This is a genomic window from Sphingobium sp. RC1 (assembly GCF_059738765.1).
In genome coordinates this window covers 234,629-247,487 of sequence record NZ_AP027306.1, presented here as the reverse complement: position 1 = coordinate 247,487, position 12,859 = coordinate 234,629, and the positions used below count along the sequence as shown (strand labels likewise).

15 protein-coding genes and 1 pseudogene are annotated in these 12,859 nt (G+C 62.8%); 10 read left to right on the top strand and 6 right to left on the bottom strand.

Annotated features, from left to right (window positions below; genetic code table 11):
* Nucleotide 1 precedes the first annotated feature (1 nt).
* The 4 genes from AC6JBC_RS01225 to AC6JBC_RS01210 all read left to right on the top strand — a co-directional run bounded on the left by AC6JBC_RS01225 (nucleotide 2) and on the right by AC6JBC_RS01210 (nucleotide 2,216).
* Entirely contained in the window at nucleotides 2-457 is a 456-nt protein-coding gene (locus AC6JBC_RS01225; protein WP_464789212.1) for a PaaI family thioesterase, read from the top strand.
* Nucleotides 447-785 (top strand): DUF1491 family protein, encoded by a 339-nt coding sequence (locus AC6JBC_RS01220; protein ID WP_498024937.1) that lies wholly within the window; start codon nucleotides 447-449, stop codon nucleotides 783-785. The genes AC6JBC_RS01225 and AC6JBC_RS01220 overlap by 11 nt, the downstream gene beginning before the upstream one ends.
* A 181-nt stretch (nucleotides 786-966) precedes the next feature.
* Nucleotides 967-1,614, top strand: coding sequence for a cell wall hydrolase (locus tag AC6JBC_RS01215; RefSeq protein ID WP_498024935.1), 648 nt, complete (start codon nucleotides 967-969; stop codon nucleotides 1,612-1,614).
* A gap of 110 nt (nucleotides 1,615-1,724) precedes the next feature.
* Nucleotides 1,725-2,216 (top strand): MmcB family DNA repair protein, encoded by a 492-nt coding sequence (locus AC6JBC_RS01210; RefSeq protein WP_464787763.1) that lies wholly within the window; start codon nucleotides 1,725-1,727, stop codon nucleotides 2,214-2,216.
* A 24-nt stretch (nucleotides 2,217-2,240) separates the two neighbouring features.
* On the opposite strand, the gene AC6JBC_RS01205 is transcribed toward AC6JBC_RS01210, so the two are convergent.
* Both AC6JBC_RS01205 and AC6JBC_RS01200 read right to left on the bottom strand, forming a co-directional pair.
* A complete protein-coding gene (locus tag AC6JBC_RS01205; RefSeq protein WP_498024933.1) occupies nucleotides 2,241-2,474 on the bottom strand; it encodes a hypothetical protein in 234 nt (77 codons plus the stop codon).
* A 142-nt stretch (nucleotides 2,475-2,616) separates the two neighbouring features.
* The gene (locus AC6JBC_RS01200; protein ID WP_498025970.1) at nucleotides 2,617-3,216 is read right to left on the bottom strand and encodes an ankyrin repeat domain-containing protein; all 600 of its coding nucleotides are present in this window, start codon (nucleotides 3,214-3,216) and stop codon (nucleotides 2,617-2,619) included.
* A 70-nt stretch (nucleotides 3,217-3,286) separates the two neighbouring features.
* Between AC6JBC_RS01200 and AC6JBC_RS01195 the strand changes: the two genes are divergently transcribed.
* The 3 genes from AC6JBC_RS01195 to AC6JBC_RS01185 are packed head-to-tail and all read left to right on the top strand — an operon-like array spanning nucleotide 3,287 to nucleotide 5,064.
* On the top strand, nucleotides 3,287-3,943 hold the full coding sequence (locus AC6JBC_RS01195) for an SCO family protein (RefSeq protein ID WP_498024932.1): 657 nt from the start codon (nucleotides 3,287-3,289) through the stop codon (nucleotides 3,941-3,943).
* Between the two features lie 4 nt (nucleotides 3,944-3,947).
* Nucleotides 3,948-4,373 (top strand): YcgN family cysteine cluster protein, encoded by a 426-nt coding sequence (locus AC6JBC_RS01190; protein ID WP_464787760.1) that lies wholly within the window; start codon nucleotides 3,948-3,950, stop codon nucleotides 4,371-4,373.
* Entirely contained in the window at nucleotides 4,354-5,064 is a 711-nt protein-coding gene (locus AC6JBC_RS01185; protein WP_498024930.1) for a M48 family metallopeptidase, read from the top strand. Before AC6JBC_RS01190 ends, AC6JBC_RS01185 begins: the two co-directional genes overlap by 20 nt.
* On the opposite strand, the gene trhO is transcribed toward AC6JBC_RS01185, so the two are convergent.
* On the bottom strand, nucleotides 5,061-5,876 hold the full coding sequence (gene trhO / locus AC6JBC_RS01180; protein WP_498024929.1) for an oxygen-dependent tRNA uridine(34) hydroxylase TrhO: 816 nt from the start codon (nucleotides 5,874-5,876) through the stop codon (nucleotides 5,061-5,063). The two genes, AC6JBC_RS01185 and trhO, sit on opposite strands and share 4 nt — an antisense overlap.
* Before the next feature lie 65 nt (nucleotides 5,877-5,941).
* Between trhO and pdeM the strand changes: the two genes are divergently transcribed.
* Together pdeM and AC6JBC_RS01170 are read left to right on the top strand one after the other, a co-directional pair.
* The gene (pdeM, locus tag AC6JBC_RS01175) at nucleotides 5,942-6,601 is read left to right on the top strand and encodes a ligase-associated DNA damage response endonuclease PdeM (RefSeq protein WP_498024927.1); all 660 of its coding nucleotides are present in this window, start codon (nucleotides 5,942-5,944) and stop codon (nucleotides 6,599-6,601) included.
* 185 nt (nucleotides 6,602-6,786) lie between these two features.
* A complete protein-coding gene (locus AC6JBC_RS01170) occupies nucleotides 6,787-9,576 on the top strand; it encodes a TonB-dependent receptor (protein ID WP_498024926.1) in 2,790 nt (929 codons plus the stop codon).
* Here AC6JBC_RS01170 and AC6JBC_RS01165 read toward each other — a convergent pair.
* A complete protein-coding gene (locus tag AC6JBC_RS01165) occupies nucleotides 9,554-10,288 on the bottom strand; it encodes a YggS family pyridoxal phosphate-dependent enzyme (RefSeq protein WP_498024924.1) in 735 nt (244 codons plus the stop codon). The two genes, AC6JBC_RS01170 and AC6JBC_RS01165, sit on opposite strands and share 23 nt — an antisense overlap.
* Nucleotides 10,289-10,311: 23 nt before the next feature.
* Between AC6JBC_RS01165 and AC6JBC_RS01160 the strand changes: the two are divergent.
* Nucleotides 10,312-10,860 (top strand): annotated as a pseudogene (locus tag AC6JBC_RS01160) (thiamine phosphate synthase); the annotation flags it as partial.
* Between the two features lie 235 nt (nucleotides 10,861-11,095).
* Here the strand turns inward: AC6JBC_RS01160 and AC6JBC_RS01155 are convergent.
* Together AC6JBC_RS01155 and AC6JBC_RS01150 are read right to left on the bottom strand one after the other, a co-directional pair.
* Nucleotides 11,096-11,614, bottom strand: coding sequence for a DinB family protein (locus AC6JBC_RS01155; RefSeq protein ID WP_498024923.1), 519 nt, complete (start codon nucleotides 11,612-11,614; stop codon nucleotides 11,096-11,098).
* Between the two features lie 350 nt (nucleotides 11,615-11,964).
* Nucleotides 11,965-12,696, bottom strand: a complete 732-nt coding sequence (locus AC6JBC_RS01150) for a hypothetical protein (protein ID WP_498024921.1) — start codon at nucleotides 12,694-12,696, stop codon at nucleotides 11,965-11,967.
* Between the last annotated feature and the right edge of the window lie 163 nt (nucleotides 12,697-12,859).

The following is a 12,859-nucleotide window of genomic DNA, read 5'->3' as shown; positions in this document are numbered from 1 at the left end:
GATGGACGGCGCGCCGAGCGGCGAGGCGGCGCATTTCCGCGCGCTGGAGAAACTCTACCGTTCCGCGCCGATCAACCGGATGTTCCGGTCGGAGCTGACGATTCCCGAAGCGGGCCGCTCAATCATCGAGTTCGATGTCGATGAAGAACAATTCCACGCGGCGGGCGCCGTCCACGGGACTGTCTATTTCAAGATGATGGATGATGCCGCCTTTTATGCGGCGAACAGCCTTGTCAGCGATCGATTTCTGCTGACGACTGCCTTCAACTTGTTGTTCACCCGCCCGATCGGGCCGGGCCGCATCCGGGCCGAAGGGCGGTGGATTAGCGGCAAGCGGCGGGTGTTCGTCGCCGAAGCGAGCTTGATCGACATGGACGGCGAAGAGGTAGGCCGGGGAACGGGCACCTTCATGCGGTCGCAATTTCCGCTGTCTTCGCTGCCGGGCTATGCAGGCTGACCGGCTGACCAGCGCGATGCTGGTCGGCGTGCTGGTAAGGCGCGCGGCCGGGGTCGGCGGATTCGCCACGGTACTGGTGAAGGGCGATGAGATTAGCGGCGCAATCCTTATCGAAACCGCTGAAAGAGGGCAGGCTATGGGCCTGTTCGAGCGGGTTTCCGACTTTGCCGGTGGATATAGGTTGGAACGTTGCGGACCCGCGCCGGATGAGGGAAGCGATTCCCTCAATCAATATATAGCGAGGCGTCGCAGATCAGACCCCGATCTGTGGGTCGTGGAACTCGATATCGCGGATGCGGAACGGTTCGCCGCTGAAACGATCTGTTGATCGTTGACTCTGAACAGATGGAAAGGCACTGGCCCCACCCAACGCTTAACGCGCAGGTTGCCAAATTCGCCCGTGGGGGGCGGGCGAGGTAAACACGCAGACGGGGGGCGGCGTGACGTCGATTATGTGATGGGGTTTTTCCCGACGTCTCTGGCCAAGAACCGCATGTTTCTGAGTTGTAATGAGTTTTCGTTTGAAGGCCGCGACTGCCGCGGCATTTGCATTGACCGCGACCGTAGCGGTTACTGCGGCCGACATGTCGAGCGCTAGCGAAGTCGCTCCTTCGGTCGTCTCCCTTCCGGGAAATCCAGAGCTGAATGCAGCTCCGGCGGCTTCCAAGCCCGCTGTTATTTTCGCCGCGCCGCGCGAAGTCGCTCAGCCGCTGGCCAATCTTTCTGAAACGCCCGACGTCCGCGCCGACAATCTGTCCGCTCTGGTCGATGCACAGGGCGTAGCCGAAGCCGTCGAAGGCGACATGAAGTGCCTAGCCGGAGCGGTCTATTTCGAATCCAAGGGCGAGAGCCTGGAAGGCCAGCTGGCCGTTGCCCGTGTCATCATCAACCGGGTGAAGTCCGGCCGTTTCGCCAACAGCCTGTGCGGCGTCGTCTATCAGCCGGGCCAGTTCAGCTTCGTGCGTGGCCGTGGCATGCCGGCGATCCCGATGGCCAGCCAGGGCTGGCGCTCAGCGGTGGCGATCGCGCAGATCGCGATGCAGGACAGCTGGGATAGCAAGGCCGAAGGCGCTCTCTTTTTCCATGCCCGCCGCGTCTCGCCGAGCTGGGGCAAGCGCCAGCTGGCTGCGATCGACAATCATATCTTCTATCGCTGATCCTCGGGTCGCAAAACATCAGGACAGCGGGGCCGGTTCAGGAAACTGAATCGGCCTTTTCTTTTGTTCCCTTATTGTTCTAATATGGCGCAATGAGTCCGGTTTCTTCCATGCCAGTTCCCCAGGGGGGCTGCTCCCCGCTGACCGATGGCACGGCGCTGGCCGTCGCGCGGGGCACGCTGCGGCTGTTCTTCCGCCATGACATGAGCGGGATATTGGAGGTGCCGTTGCCCAATGGCCGCCGCGCCGACATCATGGCGCTGGATAGTGCTGGGCGGATCACCATCGTCGAGATCAAGTGCAGCCGCGCCGACTTGCTGGGCGACATGAAATGGCCGGATTATCTGGACTATTGTGATCGTTTCTTCTGGGCGGTGCCTTCGGGGTTCGATCTGTCGCTGTTTGATAGCGAGGCTTTATGGCCTGCGCGCACCGGCCTGATCGTCGCTGATCAATATGATGCTGAATTGCTGCGGCCGGCGCCGGTGGAACCGCTGGCGGCGGCACGGCGGAAAGCGGAGACGTTGCGCTTTGCGCGGCGTGCGGCGCGGCGGCTGACCGCATTGGCGGACCCAGATCATGCCGCTGAACTAGGCTGGTGACAGGTAGCCGCCATCGCCATGCACTTAGCGGGGGTGCTTGCCCCAATATTCGTCCGCCAGGAATCGATGGAGCGCCGTTGAACCCTGCCGCGCTGCTGTCCGCGCCATGTGACGGCGTATGTCATAGCTGCTGTTGGTGAGGCCGCTATGGAATGACTCCAGCGCCTTCTTCGTTTCATGCGGCGCACGCGTATAGGGCTGGAAGATGTTGCCGAGGGCCTGTTCCCAAGCTTTCTCGATGTCGTTCTTGCGCTCCATAACCTGCCTCTCCGGGCTTGGGATGATAGAGAGGAGATGGGAAGGCGGAGGGCGTGAGACAAGGCGTATGGCGGCCAGATCTATCTTGCCGAAATCGTTAAAAGGGCCGTTCGGGCTGAGCCCTGTCGAAGCCCATTGTTTTTTAAAAAGTCGGTCCTTGTACCGGTCCTGAAGGCGCGACTTTCGGCTTCGATGCCGCCAACACCTCGACAATTCCGGAGGTGCGCGCGTCCCGTTCCGCATAGTCGCGCGCGGACATGCCAGCGATCGTGTCACGCTTGTCCGCATTCGCCCCCTGCGCGACGAGCAGGCGGACGAGTCCGATGTCCCGTATCTGCACCGCGCGGATCAGCGGGGTTTCACCACTGCCATTCGTCTTGTCGATCTGCGCGCCGCCGGAAAGCAGGGTGCGCACCCCGTCTTCGAACCGGGCCTGCACCGCGTTCATGAGCGGTGTATTGCCCCGGTTGTCGGCAAGATTGGGATTGGCGCCCTTGGCAAGCAGGAAGGACAGCCATGTATTGTCGCGACGGGCGATGACGAGGTGCAGCGCGGTTTCACCGCTGGTGACGTCGCGGCTGTTGATGACGGTCGATCCGGGCTTCTGGATGAGATCGGTGACCTTTTGCCCGTCGGCGTCCTTGACCGCCTTCAGGAAATTATAGCTGTCCGAAAATTGCGCCTGAGCCGCAATCGGCGACAGCAGCGCGAGTGCCAGAGCAGCCGCGCGGCCTGCGCCCATCCAAGCCGTAAAAGCCTTCATCATCGTCCTTAAGCCCCGTTGGCATTTGCAATAGCGCCCATAGCAGGGCATGGCTGGCGGCGCCATGAACAAAGCGATCCGTTCCTTCGTCCTGCCGCTCACCGTCCTGCTGGCCGCCTGCAATATGGGCGCTGGCGGCAATGCATCAAGCGAGATGGAAGGGACGCGCGGCGATCTCGCCGGAGCGCGGATTGGGGCGCCGTTTACCCTGACCGACCAGGACGGGAAGAAGGTGCGGTGGGACGATTTCAAGGGCAAGTACCGGCTGGTCTATTTCGGCTACAGCTATTGCCCCGACGTCTGTCCGCTGGATTTGCAGCATATCATGCAGGGCTTTTCGCAGTTCGAGAAGGCGGATGCGGCGCGGGCGGCGAAGGTGCAGCCGATCTTCATCAGCGTCGATCCGGAGCGTGACACGCCTGCGGTTCTGAAGACTTATGTGGCGGCATTTCACCCGCGGCTGATCGGCCTGACCGGCACGCCCGAGGAAATCGCGAAGGTGGCGAAGGATTTCGTTGTCATCTTCACCAAGGAAAAGGCGCAAGGGGCCAGCGGCTATCTGGTAGGCCATAGCCGCACGCCCTATCTTTTCGGGCCGGACGGCCAGCCCGTGGCTCTGGTTCCGGTGGACGATCCGGGAACGGCGGACAAGCAGGAAGGGACAGCGGACGAGGTTCGCGCCTTCCTGGAAAAATGGGTCAAGTGACGGTTTGAACTTCTGGGAAAAGCCCCTCGACAAGCTGGACCGCGCGGAGTGGGAAGCGCTGTGCGACGGTTGCGGCAAATGCTGCCTGCACAAGGCGGAGGATGAGGATACGGGCCGCGTCTACCCGACTAACGTCGCCTGCCGCCTGCTCGACCGGCATAGTGGGCAGTGCAGCAATTACAGCGAACGGCGGCGGTTCGTGCCTGATTGCGTCAGGCTGACCCCGCAGAAGGTGAAGACGATCAGCTGGCTTCCGCGTACCTGCGCCTATCGGCTGCGTGGCGAAGGCAAGCCGCTGCCGTCTTGGCACTATCTGATCAGCGGCGATCGGGAGGCGGTGCATCGTGCGCAAGAGTCTGTGCGCGGCTGGACGATTGCCGAGGCGGACGCGGGCGACTGGGAAAATCATCTTGTCGACCGGGAAATCTGACAGCAGCATCGTTATCGACGGCATTGCCGTTCCAGTGCGCATCCGGCGTTCGGCGAGGGCGAAGGCCTATCGGCTGTCGCTGGACCATGCGCGTGGCGAGTTGCGGCTGTCGCTGCCGATGCGGGCCAATCTGAATCGCGCGCTGGGATGGGCGCAGGGGCATGAGGGGTGGGTTCGGACGCAGATGGCGGCGCGGCCTGCGCTGGTCATGCTGGACGATGGCGTGCTGTTTCCGCTGGAGGGGCGGGATGTGCGTGTCTGTTGGGTCGCTGACGCGTCCCGCACCGTCCGGGTGGAGGGTGATCGCCTGCTGCTGGGCGGGATGCGCGAGTCGGTTGGTCCGCGCGTGCTGCGCTGGCTGAAGGCGCGGGCGAGGGCAGTGCTGGAAGTGGAGAGCCACGCGATGGCGCGCGATCATGGCTTGATCGTGGCATCGGTCGGCATTGGCGATCCGCGCAGCCGCTGGGCCAGTTGCGCGTCGAGTGGCGCGATCCGCTACAGCTGGCGCCTGATCCTGTGCCCGCCGCATGTCCGGCGGGCGACGGTGGCGCATGAGCTCGCTCATTTGCTGCACATGGATCATAGTCCGGCATTCCATGCCGCCCATGCGCAGATATTGGGGGAGGACCCCAAGCCTGCCCGTGCCTGGTTAAGGGAGCATGGGGCGGGGTTGCATCGCTATATGGTTTAGGGTGCGGCGTCACCCGCCGGGCAATCATGCGCGGCGTCCTGTTGATGAGCGAGGCCACAGTCGCGGCAGACCACATGCTGGCCGGGGGCGAGGCCGTGGCCGACCGAAACCCGCTCGTCAAAGACATAGCAGTCGCCCTGCCAGCGGCTTTGTTCTTCCGGCATTTCCTCCAGATAGCGCAGGATGCCGCCGCGCAGATGATAGACATCCTCAAATCCGCGCGAACGCACCAGCGCGGTCGATTTTTCGCAGCGGATACCGCCGGTGCAGAACATGGCGATGCGAGGGGTGCGGCCCTGATCGCGGAGTTGCGCCGCGAAGCTGTCGAACCAGGCGGGGAAATCACGGAAGGAACGGGTGCCGGGATCGATCGCGCGCTCGAAGCTGCCGACCGCGACTTCATAGGCGTTGCGCGTGTCGATGACGATCGTGGCGGGGTCGGCGATCAGGTCGTTCCATTCGGCAGGATCGAGATAGCGCCCCGCCTGCGATGCGGGGTCCAGATCGCCCGCGCCCAGCGTTACGATCTCCGCCTTCACCTTTACCTTCATTCGGGCGAAGGGCTGTTCATCGGTGGACGCATATTTGACGTCGAGGTCCGCGCAGCCCGGAAGCGTGCGGATATGCGATATGAGCGTGCCGATCGCCTCTTCACTGCCCGCCACGGTGCCGTTGATGCCTTCCTGCGCCAGGATCAGCGTGCCGCAGGTCCCGAGCTGCGCGCACAACGTCCGTAATTCGGTCGCCAGTCCTTCTGGTTCGGAAAAGGTGGCGAAGCGATAGAGCGCGGCGATGGTGAAGGGCGGAGCCATGCCCGCGCCCATAGCCGCTTCACGCTCCTCTTGAAAGGCCGGGCGCGAGCGCGCATAGGCGGGGCATGGTTCCCTTTTCGTTCGCGGGTCACGAGTTTCTGGCACTGCCTGAAGCGGCGCTCTTCTGGCCGGCGCGATCGGCGTTGCTAGTGGCGGACCTGCATTTCGAGAAGGCGAGCTGGTTCAGCCGTTTTGGTCAGTTCCTGCCGCCCCATGACAGTCAGGCGACGCTGGACGTGATCGAGGCGCTGGTGGCTCGGACGGGGGCGCGTGCCGTCTGGTCGCTGGGCGACAGCTTCCATGATGCGGATGGGGCGGCGAGGCTGCCAGCGCGCGTACGCGATCGGCTCGAAGCGCTGACGGAGCGGCTCGATTGGCTTTGGATTACCGGCAATCATGATGCTGGCATGGATGCGACACCGGGAGGGCGGCGCATGGCGGAAGCGGAAGTTGATGGCGTCTGGCTGCGGCATGAAGCTGATCCGGTTGACCCGCGTCCCGAGATTTCGGGGCATTTTCACCCCAAATTGCGCCTTTCCCTGCGTGGGCGGCGCGTTTCGCGGCGCTGCTTCGTGGGATCTTCGTCCAAGCTGATTCTGCCCGCGCTCGGATCGCTGACCGGGGGACTGGATGCGGGGCATGGCGAGATACGTCGCGCGGTTGGGCCGGGCGCGATGGCGATGGTGCCGGTCGCGGACAGGATGCTGCGCTTTCCGCTAGGCTAGCAACGCTACGGAAACGAGGTGTTAAGCTGTTGCTGCTATACCACAGGGGTCTGTAATAAGATCAACGCCCGGATACAAAGGGTTGGGAAGGCTCGCTTGTCTTGCCTTTGACCTGCTGTGTCCGCATAATCGCACTCCTAAAGCCGACATGGGAAAGCCATGCGCTGCAGGAGAGGAAGGGTCCCATGAACAAGAAGAATCTATGGCTGTTGTCCGCTGGCATGATCGCGCTGGCAGGATCGGTTTCTCATGCTGGGGCGCAGGAAGCGCCTCCCCAGGGCGCCGCCGAAGAGGATGGCGGCGTCATCATCGTTACCGCGACGCGCCGCGCCAGCCCTTTGTCGGACGTGCCGATCGCCGTGTCGGCCGTCACGGCCCAGGCGATGCAGAATAGCGGCGCGAGCGATATCCGCGCGCTCAACCAACTGGCGCCATCGCTGCTCGTGTCATCGACCGGGTCGGAAGCCAATGCGTCCGCCCGCATCCGTGGCATCGGCACGGTGGGTGACAATCCGGGCCTTGAAAGCTCGGTCGCGCTGTTCATCGATGGCGTCTACCGCTCTCGCACAGGTGCGGGGCTTAATGAACTGGGTGAGATCGAGCGCGTCGAAGTGCTGCGCGGGCCGCAGGGGACGCTGTTTGGGCGCAACGCTTCGGCGGGTATGATCAACGTCATCAGCAAGGCACCCGAATTCAAACTGGGTGGCAAGGCCGAGGTCACTTACGGCAATTATGATTATTGGCGGCTGGCGGGGCGTATCACCGGCCCGGTGAGTGACCAGTTGGCGTTGAGCCTGGATGGCGTATGGTCCAAGCGGGACGGCTTTTACGACCTGGTGGACACGAGCGGCAACAAGGTTGGCGAAACCAACGATCGCGATCGCTATTTCGTGCGCGGACAGGCGCTGTTCGAGCCCAATGACGCGCTGTCGATCCGGTTGATTGGCGATTACACCAATCGCGACGAAAGCTGCTGTGGCGCGGCCTATATCGAAACGCGCGAGCGGCGGCCGGTGGCTGGTGGCGGGTACAGCACGGCGCCGTTCAACCGCATCGCCGCGATCCTTGCCGGGCAGGGCAGCGTCTTCGCGTCCGACCCCTATGATCGCGAGCTGACGATCACGCCGGGACGCGAATATGTCAGCAAGGTCAAGGATTGGGGCCTGTCCGGGGAGGTCAATTATGATCTGGGCGGTGCGAAGCTGACCAGCATCACGGCCTATCGCAATTATAAGAGCCAGGATTATGGCGATTATGACTATAGCGGCGCGGACCTGCTGTACCGTGATCCCAACACCTACCGGCAGTTCCGCACATTCACGCAGGAATTGCGCGCGCAGGGTTCGGCCTTTGGCGAGGTGCTCGATTGGTTGGTCGGCGGCTATTATGCGCATGAGAAGCTGACGCTGGAGGACAATATCGTCTTTGGCGAGGACTATGGCCGCTTTGCCGCCTGCCGCCTGATGGCGGGGGCCGGGGTCAACAGCAACCTGACGGCGCAGCAGTTGGCGGCGTGTGGCAGTGGTCTGGCGACACAGGCGCTGATCACCGGGACGCAGGCGCAGCTCAATGCTGGCTTGACCCCCGCTATCGGAGCAGGCGCGGCGGGCGCACTTTCAACTGGCCTTGGGAATGGGCTGCGCGCCTTGGCGGCGATTCCCGGCGGCACCGGCGATGTTGCCTCGCTCTATCACCAGAAGAGCGAGAATTGGGCACTCTTCACCCACAACATCATCCACATCACCAAGCAGCTCGATCTGACCCTGGGCCTGCGCTACACGCATGAGAGCAAGCGTTTCTCGGCGGATTTCAACAATAATAATGGGACCTGTGCCGCGTTGCAGACGCGCAATCCAGGCGCGCTGAACGATCTGTTCGAGATCGCTACCACGCCTGCGCTGGGGAGCGCAGCTGCGTTGGCGCAGGGCATCCTGACGCTGGGTTGTCTGGGCAACGGTTCGACCGGGCTCAACGCGCTGAACCTCAATGACAAGATCAGCAATGGCGAGTTTTCCGGCACGGCCGTGCTGTCGTGGAAGCCTTTGGACGAGATGCTGGTCTATGGCAGCTATTCGAAGGGCTACAAGGCGGGCGGTTACAATCTGGACCGCTTCCAGCTGGGATCGACGGGCCTGAACCCCGTTCCTGCCGTCTTTTCGCCACGTAGCAATGCGGATGTGACCAGCCTGCGCTTTGCGGCGGAGAAGGTCGATGCGTTCGAAGTGGGCCTGAAATATACGCAGCCCAAGTGGAGCGTGAACATCGCGGCGTTCCGGCAGGAGTTTAAGAATTTCCAGCTGAACACCTTCAATGGCACCAGCTTTGTCGTCCAGAATATCAACGGCTGTGACGGCGGGCTTTCCGCAAGCCGCACCTGTGACAGCGGCGATGTCGGGCCGGGGCTGATCAGTCAGGGCGTCGAACTGGAACTGGCCGCATCCCCGGTGCGCAACGTCCGCGTGGCGGGTGGCTTCACCTATGCGCGGGCGAAGTTCGCCAACCGGCTGGTGGGCAGTGGCGACGGATCGGTGCCGCTCGATCCGGCGCTGTTCCTGTTGCCCGGGTCGATCAACAGCCAAGCGCCCGAGGTCGTGACGACGGTCAGCGCGTCCTGGACGCCTGCGATCGGGACTAGCGGGCTGTCGGCGCTTTTCTACATCGATGGGCGCATGACCAGTGACTTTAACACCGGGTCCGACCTGTTCCCCGAAAAGCGGCAGGACGGCTATGCGGTGTTCAACGCGCGGGTGGGCGTTCGCGGGCCGCAGCAGCGCTGGGCGGTGGAATTCTGGGGCCAGAATATCTTCAACCAGGATTATACCCAGGTGGCCTTCAGCAGCCCGCTGCAATCGAGCAGCCCATCGACATCGACGACCGGCCAGTTCGCGCTGGGCGCACCGATGGCGAACCAGCTGATCTCGGCCTATCTGGCTGAACCCCGCACCTACGGCATTACGCTTCGCGGGAGTTTTTGATCATGCCTCTCCCGCTCGCCGGAACAGGGCGGGCGGGGGAGGGCCTTTCTCCGAACAGGGCGGTGCCGACCCGGATGTGAGTCGCGCCCAGCATGATCGCTGTTTCGAAGTCGCCCGACATGCCCATGGAAAGCTGATCTAGGCCTTCATCGCGGGCTATCTTTGCCAATAACGCGAAGTAGGGCGCGGGCTCAACGTCGGCGGGCGGCACGCACATCAGGCCTGCCAAGGGGATGTCAGCGTCGCGTGCGGCGCGGATCAGGGACGGGGTTTCCGCGATCGGGCAGCCGCCTTTCTGCTCTTCCGCGCCTATATTGACCTGAATGAAGCAGGGGACTTGCTTGCCCGCCGCGTCCATCGCCTTGGCAAGGGCGGTGAGCAGGGAAGGGCGATCAAGCGAATGGATGACATCGAACAGGGCGACGGCGTCGGCGGCCTTGTTGGATTGAAGCTGGCCGACGAGGTGCAGGGTGATGTCCGGCGTTTGCTCGCGGAGGGCAGGCCATTTGGTTTGCGCTTCCTGAACCCGGTTCTCGCCAAAGACGCGCTGCCCGGCGGCGATCAGCGGCTGGATGGCGGCGGCATCCTGTGTCTTGGAAACAGCGATGAGAGTGATGTCATCAGCGGTACGGTCAGTGAGGCGGGCGGCGCGGCCCATGGTTTCGCGCACGGCGTTCAGGCGGTTCGCGGCATCGATGCTGTCGGTCGTCATGGGGGCTGCTATAGGCGAGGGCGATGAGAGCCCGCCACCGCAAAAATTATCCCTCGATTTGGCTGATGACCGACGAACGGGTCCCGGCGGCGGCGCTGCTGGCGAGTGCGGAGCGGCTGCCACGCGGGCGGGGGGGCATTGTTTTCCGGCATTACCGGACGATGGCTGGGGAACGGCGGGCATTGTTTGATCAGGTGGCAGAGGTTGCCAGGGAGCGGCGGCTGATGCTGATGCTGGCTGGGTCGGCGCGGCAGGCGGCGGCTTGGGGGGCCGATGGCTGGCATGGGCCGGATGCGGGGCGGGCTGCTCGGCCGATGTTGCATAGCATGGCTGTTCACAATGCGCGTGAGTTGCAGGCGGCCGGGTGTGCGGGGGCGGATCTTGTGTTTCTGTCGCCGTTATTTGTCACGCGCTCGCATCCGGGTGGACGCGTACTGGGGCGGGCGGGATTTGCGGCGTTGGCGCATAGGGCGACGATGCCGGTTTTCGCGTTGGGCGGGGTTAGGGCAGGGCATCGGCGGATGCTGAAAGGGTTGGGGGCTTCGGGATGGGCGGCGATTGATGGTTTGACGGGGGGATTGGGTGGGGTGACGGGGATTGGGGGGTGCGCTCCCCCCCTCCCGCTGGCGGGAGGGGGCTGGGGGGTGGGTTGGCGCGACATTAGCGGCGGTTCCAACGGCCTAAGCTGAAGGCTTGTTCTGCCCGCGCCCACCCCTAACCCCTAACCCCTCCCGCCAGCGGGAGGGGAATGTCTTGCTTTGACCGGCTCATGACCTTGTTATCGCTGGAATGCCGCCGTCTCAGCCATCACGACGAGGTCAATTCGGAAAAAACCAGAAAAGGCAAATCGAGCGGCTGGTATTCAAAGCCAAGGATAGAGAGGGCGGCGGTGATTTGACCCCGGTGGTGGGTCGCATGGTTGAAGACATGGAGGAGCGCTGCCGACATGGGGAGAACACGCGGCTGTCCAGTTGTCATCCTGTATCGAAGATCACCAGCCAGCGAAGCTTCAGTAAGACCGTCAACGAATCCGGACCATAGGCTGGCCGCAGCGGAAAGCCGCGACGCCAAGACTGCCCGGTCACTCTCCAGCTCAACATCAAGCGACAGACTTGTTGAGTGATCCTGAGCAAATCTCGGATACCAGATCTCGCTGTCTGTCAGCAGCAGATGGTTCAGCGTGCCGTGGATCGATCCGAAAAACAGGCCGCACTCTTGCCTATAAGTTTCCTCCGGTAACGGCTCGACCGAAGACAAAAGCCGCTCTGTTGCCCATGCATGGTATCGCGCCATTTGAGCGATCTGACTTTTTGCCAATCCAGTCATTATCCCCCCATAAATGCCTGCATCCATTAGCGAGCTATACTGCGTAATCATCCGCTTTATACCGCTGAACTACAATGCGTCGCGTGGCTGGTAAATGTCCATTTTGGTCGCTTGCAGAGGGCATCTGGTTTCATCGCGCGCCTGGGCAGGGACCGGGAGCATAGCCGATGGTTGCGGGGAAGAGTGGGCGGAGGTCGCGCAGTTCCCCCTCCACCGCCTTACGGCGGTCCCCCTCCCCACGCCTTTGGCGCAGGGAGGATTTAGGTTGAACGCGGGGGACGGTTGCGACCGCCTACCACGGGCTAAACACTCAAATTTTCAGAAGCCGGACGGCCGCACCCGGGCTCGGATCAGAACTTGAACACCGTACCCAGATAGACGGCCTGGTTATCCTGGCGCTCGTCGGTCATCGGGGTCAGGCGGCCGATGACGCTGTTGTTGTAGCGTAGGCCGGCGGTGACGTTAAGGTTGCGCGTCAGCGAATAGGAGCTGGCGAGATCCAGTGAATAATCCTTGTCCGCATTGGGGCTCTTGACCGCAGCGGCCGGATCGCGGCGGCTTTCGATCATCACCTTGGTGCTGAAGCGGTTCTTGCTGCCCTGATCCAGCGAGAAATTCTTTGCGCCAGCCATCTCTTCGATCGAAACCGGATCCAGCTCCTTGCGGCCGACAGCTTCGGGCAGGGCGAACTTGCGCCAGTTATGCGCATTGTTCAGGCTGAAGGCGACGGGCGCAATCCCGACCGGGTCGATCGTGCGGCTGACGGTGACGCGATCGTTGAGATCGGCGGCGCGGACCATCACCGTCACCGAACGCTGCCCGCTGAGCGAGCCGCTGGTCGGCGTGAAGCGGAAATTCTGACGCCCGGCCGAGGCAGCGATCCGGGCATAGGCAGCAGCCAGACGCGGATCCTTGGTCGTGGGCGTGAAGGAGGAAATGCTGCCCAGAGCGCCGAGCGAAACGGGAACATCGGCGCGGAGCCGGACAAGATCGGTTGCGGCGCCAATAGCGGGAGACAGCATAAAGCCAGCGACGGCAACTGCCGCGCTTGCCAATGCCAAATATCCCCTATTCATGCGCATAACGCGAATCTCTTCCCCACCGACTTATTTTCAAAACCTGTACACCCGTCGGGCCGCGATGGGTAGTACGTCATGACCTTTTTGTCCGGGCTGTTGCACGGAACACACAGAGTCCAATAACGCGGCTGGCGGCCAAGCGTTTCAACCGCTGCCACGGCCCCCT

Excerpts from the sequence above, each read along its gene's own strand:
- AC6JBC_RS01220 (WP_498024937.1), top strand. The coding sequence starts at position 447 with ATGCAGGCTGACCGGCTGACCAGCGCGATGCTGGTCGGCGTGCTGGTA.
- pdeM (WP_498024927.1), top strand. The coding sequence starts at position 5,942 with ATGGTTCCCTTTTCGTTCGCGGGTCACGAGTTTCTGGCACTGCCTGAA.
- AC6JBC_RS01210 (WP_464787763.1), top strand. The coding sequence starts at position 1,725 with ATGCCAGTTCCCCAGGGGGGCTGCTCCCCGCTGACCGATGGCACGGCG.
- AC6JBC_RS01215 (WP_498024935.1), top strand. The coding sequence starts at position 967 with ATGAGTTTTCGTTTGAAGGCCGCGACTGCCGCGGCATTTGCATTGACC.
- AC6JBC_RS01195 (WP_498024932.1), top strand. The coding sequence starts at position 3,287 with ATGGCTGGCGGCGCCATGAACAAAGCGATCCGTTCCTTCGTCCTGCCG.
- AC6JBC_RS01205 (WP_498024933.1), bottom strand. The coding sequence starts at position 2,474 with ATGGAGCGCAAGAACGACATCGAGAAAGCTTGGGAACAGGCCCTCGGC.
- AC6JBC_RS01150 (WP_498024921.1), bottom strand. The coding sequence starts at position 12,696 with ATGCGCATGAATAGGGGATATTTGGCATTGGCAAGCGCGGCAGTTGCC.
- AC6JBC_RS01200 (WP_498025970.1), bottom strand. The coding sequence starts at position 3,216 with ATGGGCGCAGGCCGCGCGGCTGCTCTGGCACTCGCGCTGCTGTCGCCG.
- AC6JBC_RS01155 (WP_498024923.1), bottom strand. The coding sequence starts at position 11,614 with ATGACTGGATTGGCAAAAAGTCAGATCGCTCAAATGGCGCGATACCAT.
- AC6JBC_RS01170 (WP_498024926.1), top strand. The coding sequence starts at position 6,787 with ATGAACAAGAAGAATCTATGGCTGTTGTCCGCTGGCATGATCGCGCTG.
- AC6JBC_RS01165 (WP_498024924.1), bottom strand. The coding sequence starts at position 10,288 with ATGACGACCGACAGCATCGATGCCGCGAACCGCCTGAACGCCGTGCGC.
- trhO (WP_498024929.1), bottom strand. The coding sequence starts at position 5,876 with ATGGCTCCGCCCTTCACCATCGCCGCGCTCTATCGCTTCGCCACCTTT.
- AC6JBC_RS01225 (WP_464789212.1), top strand. The coding sequence starts at position 2 with ATGGACGGCGCGCCGAGCGGCGAGGCGGCGCATTTCCGCGCGCTGGAG.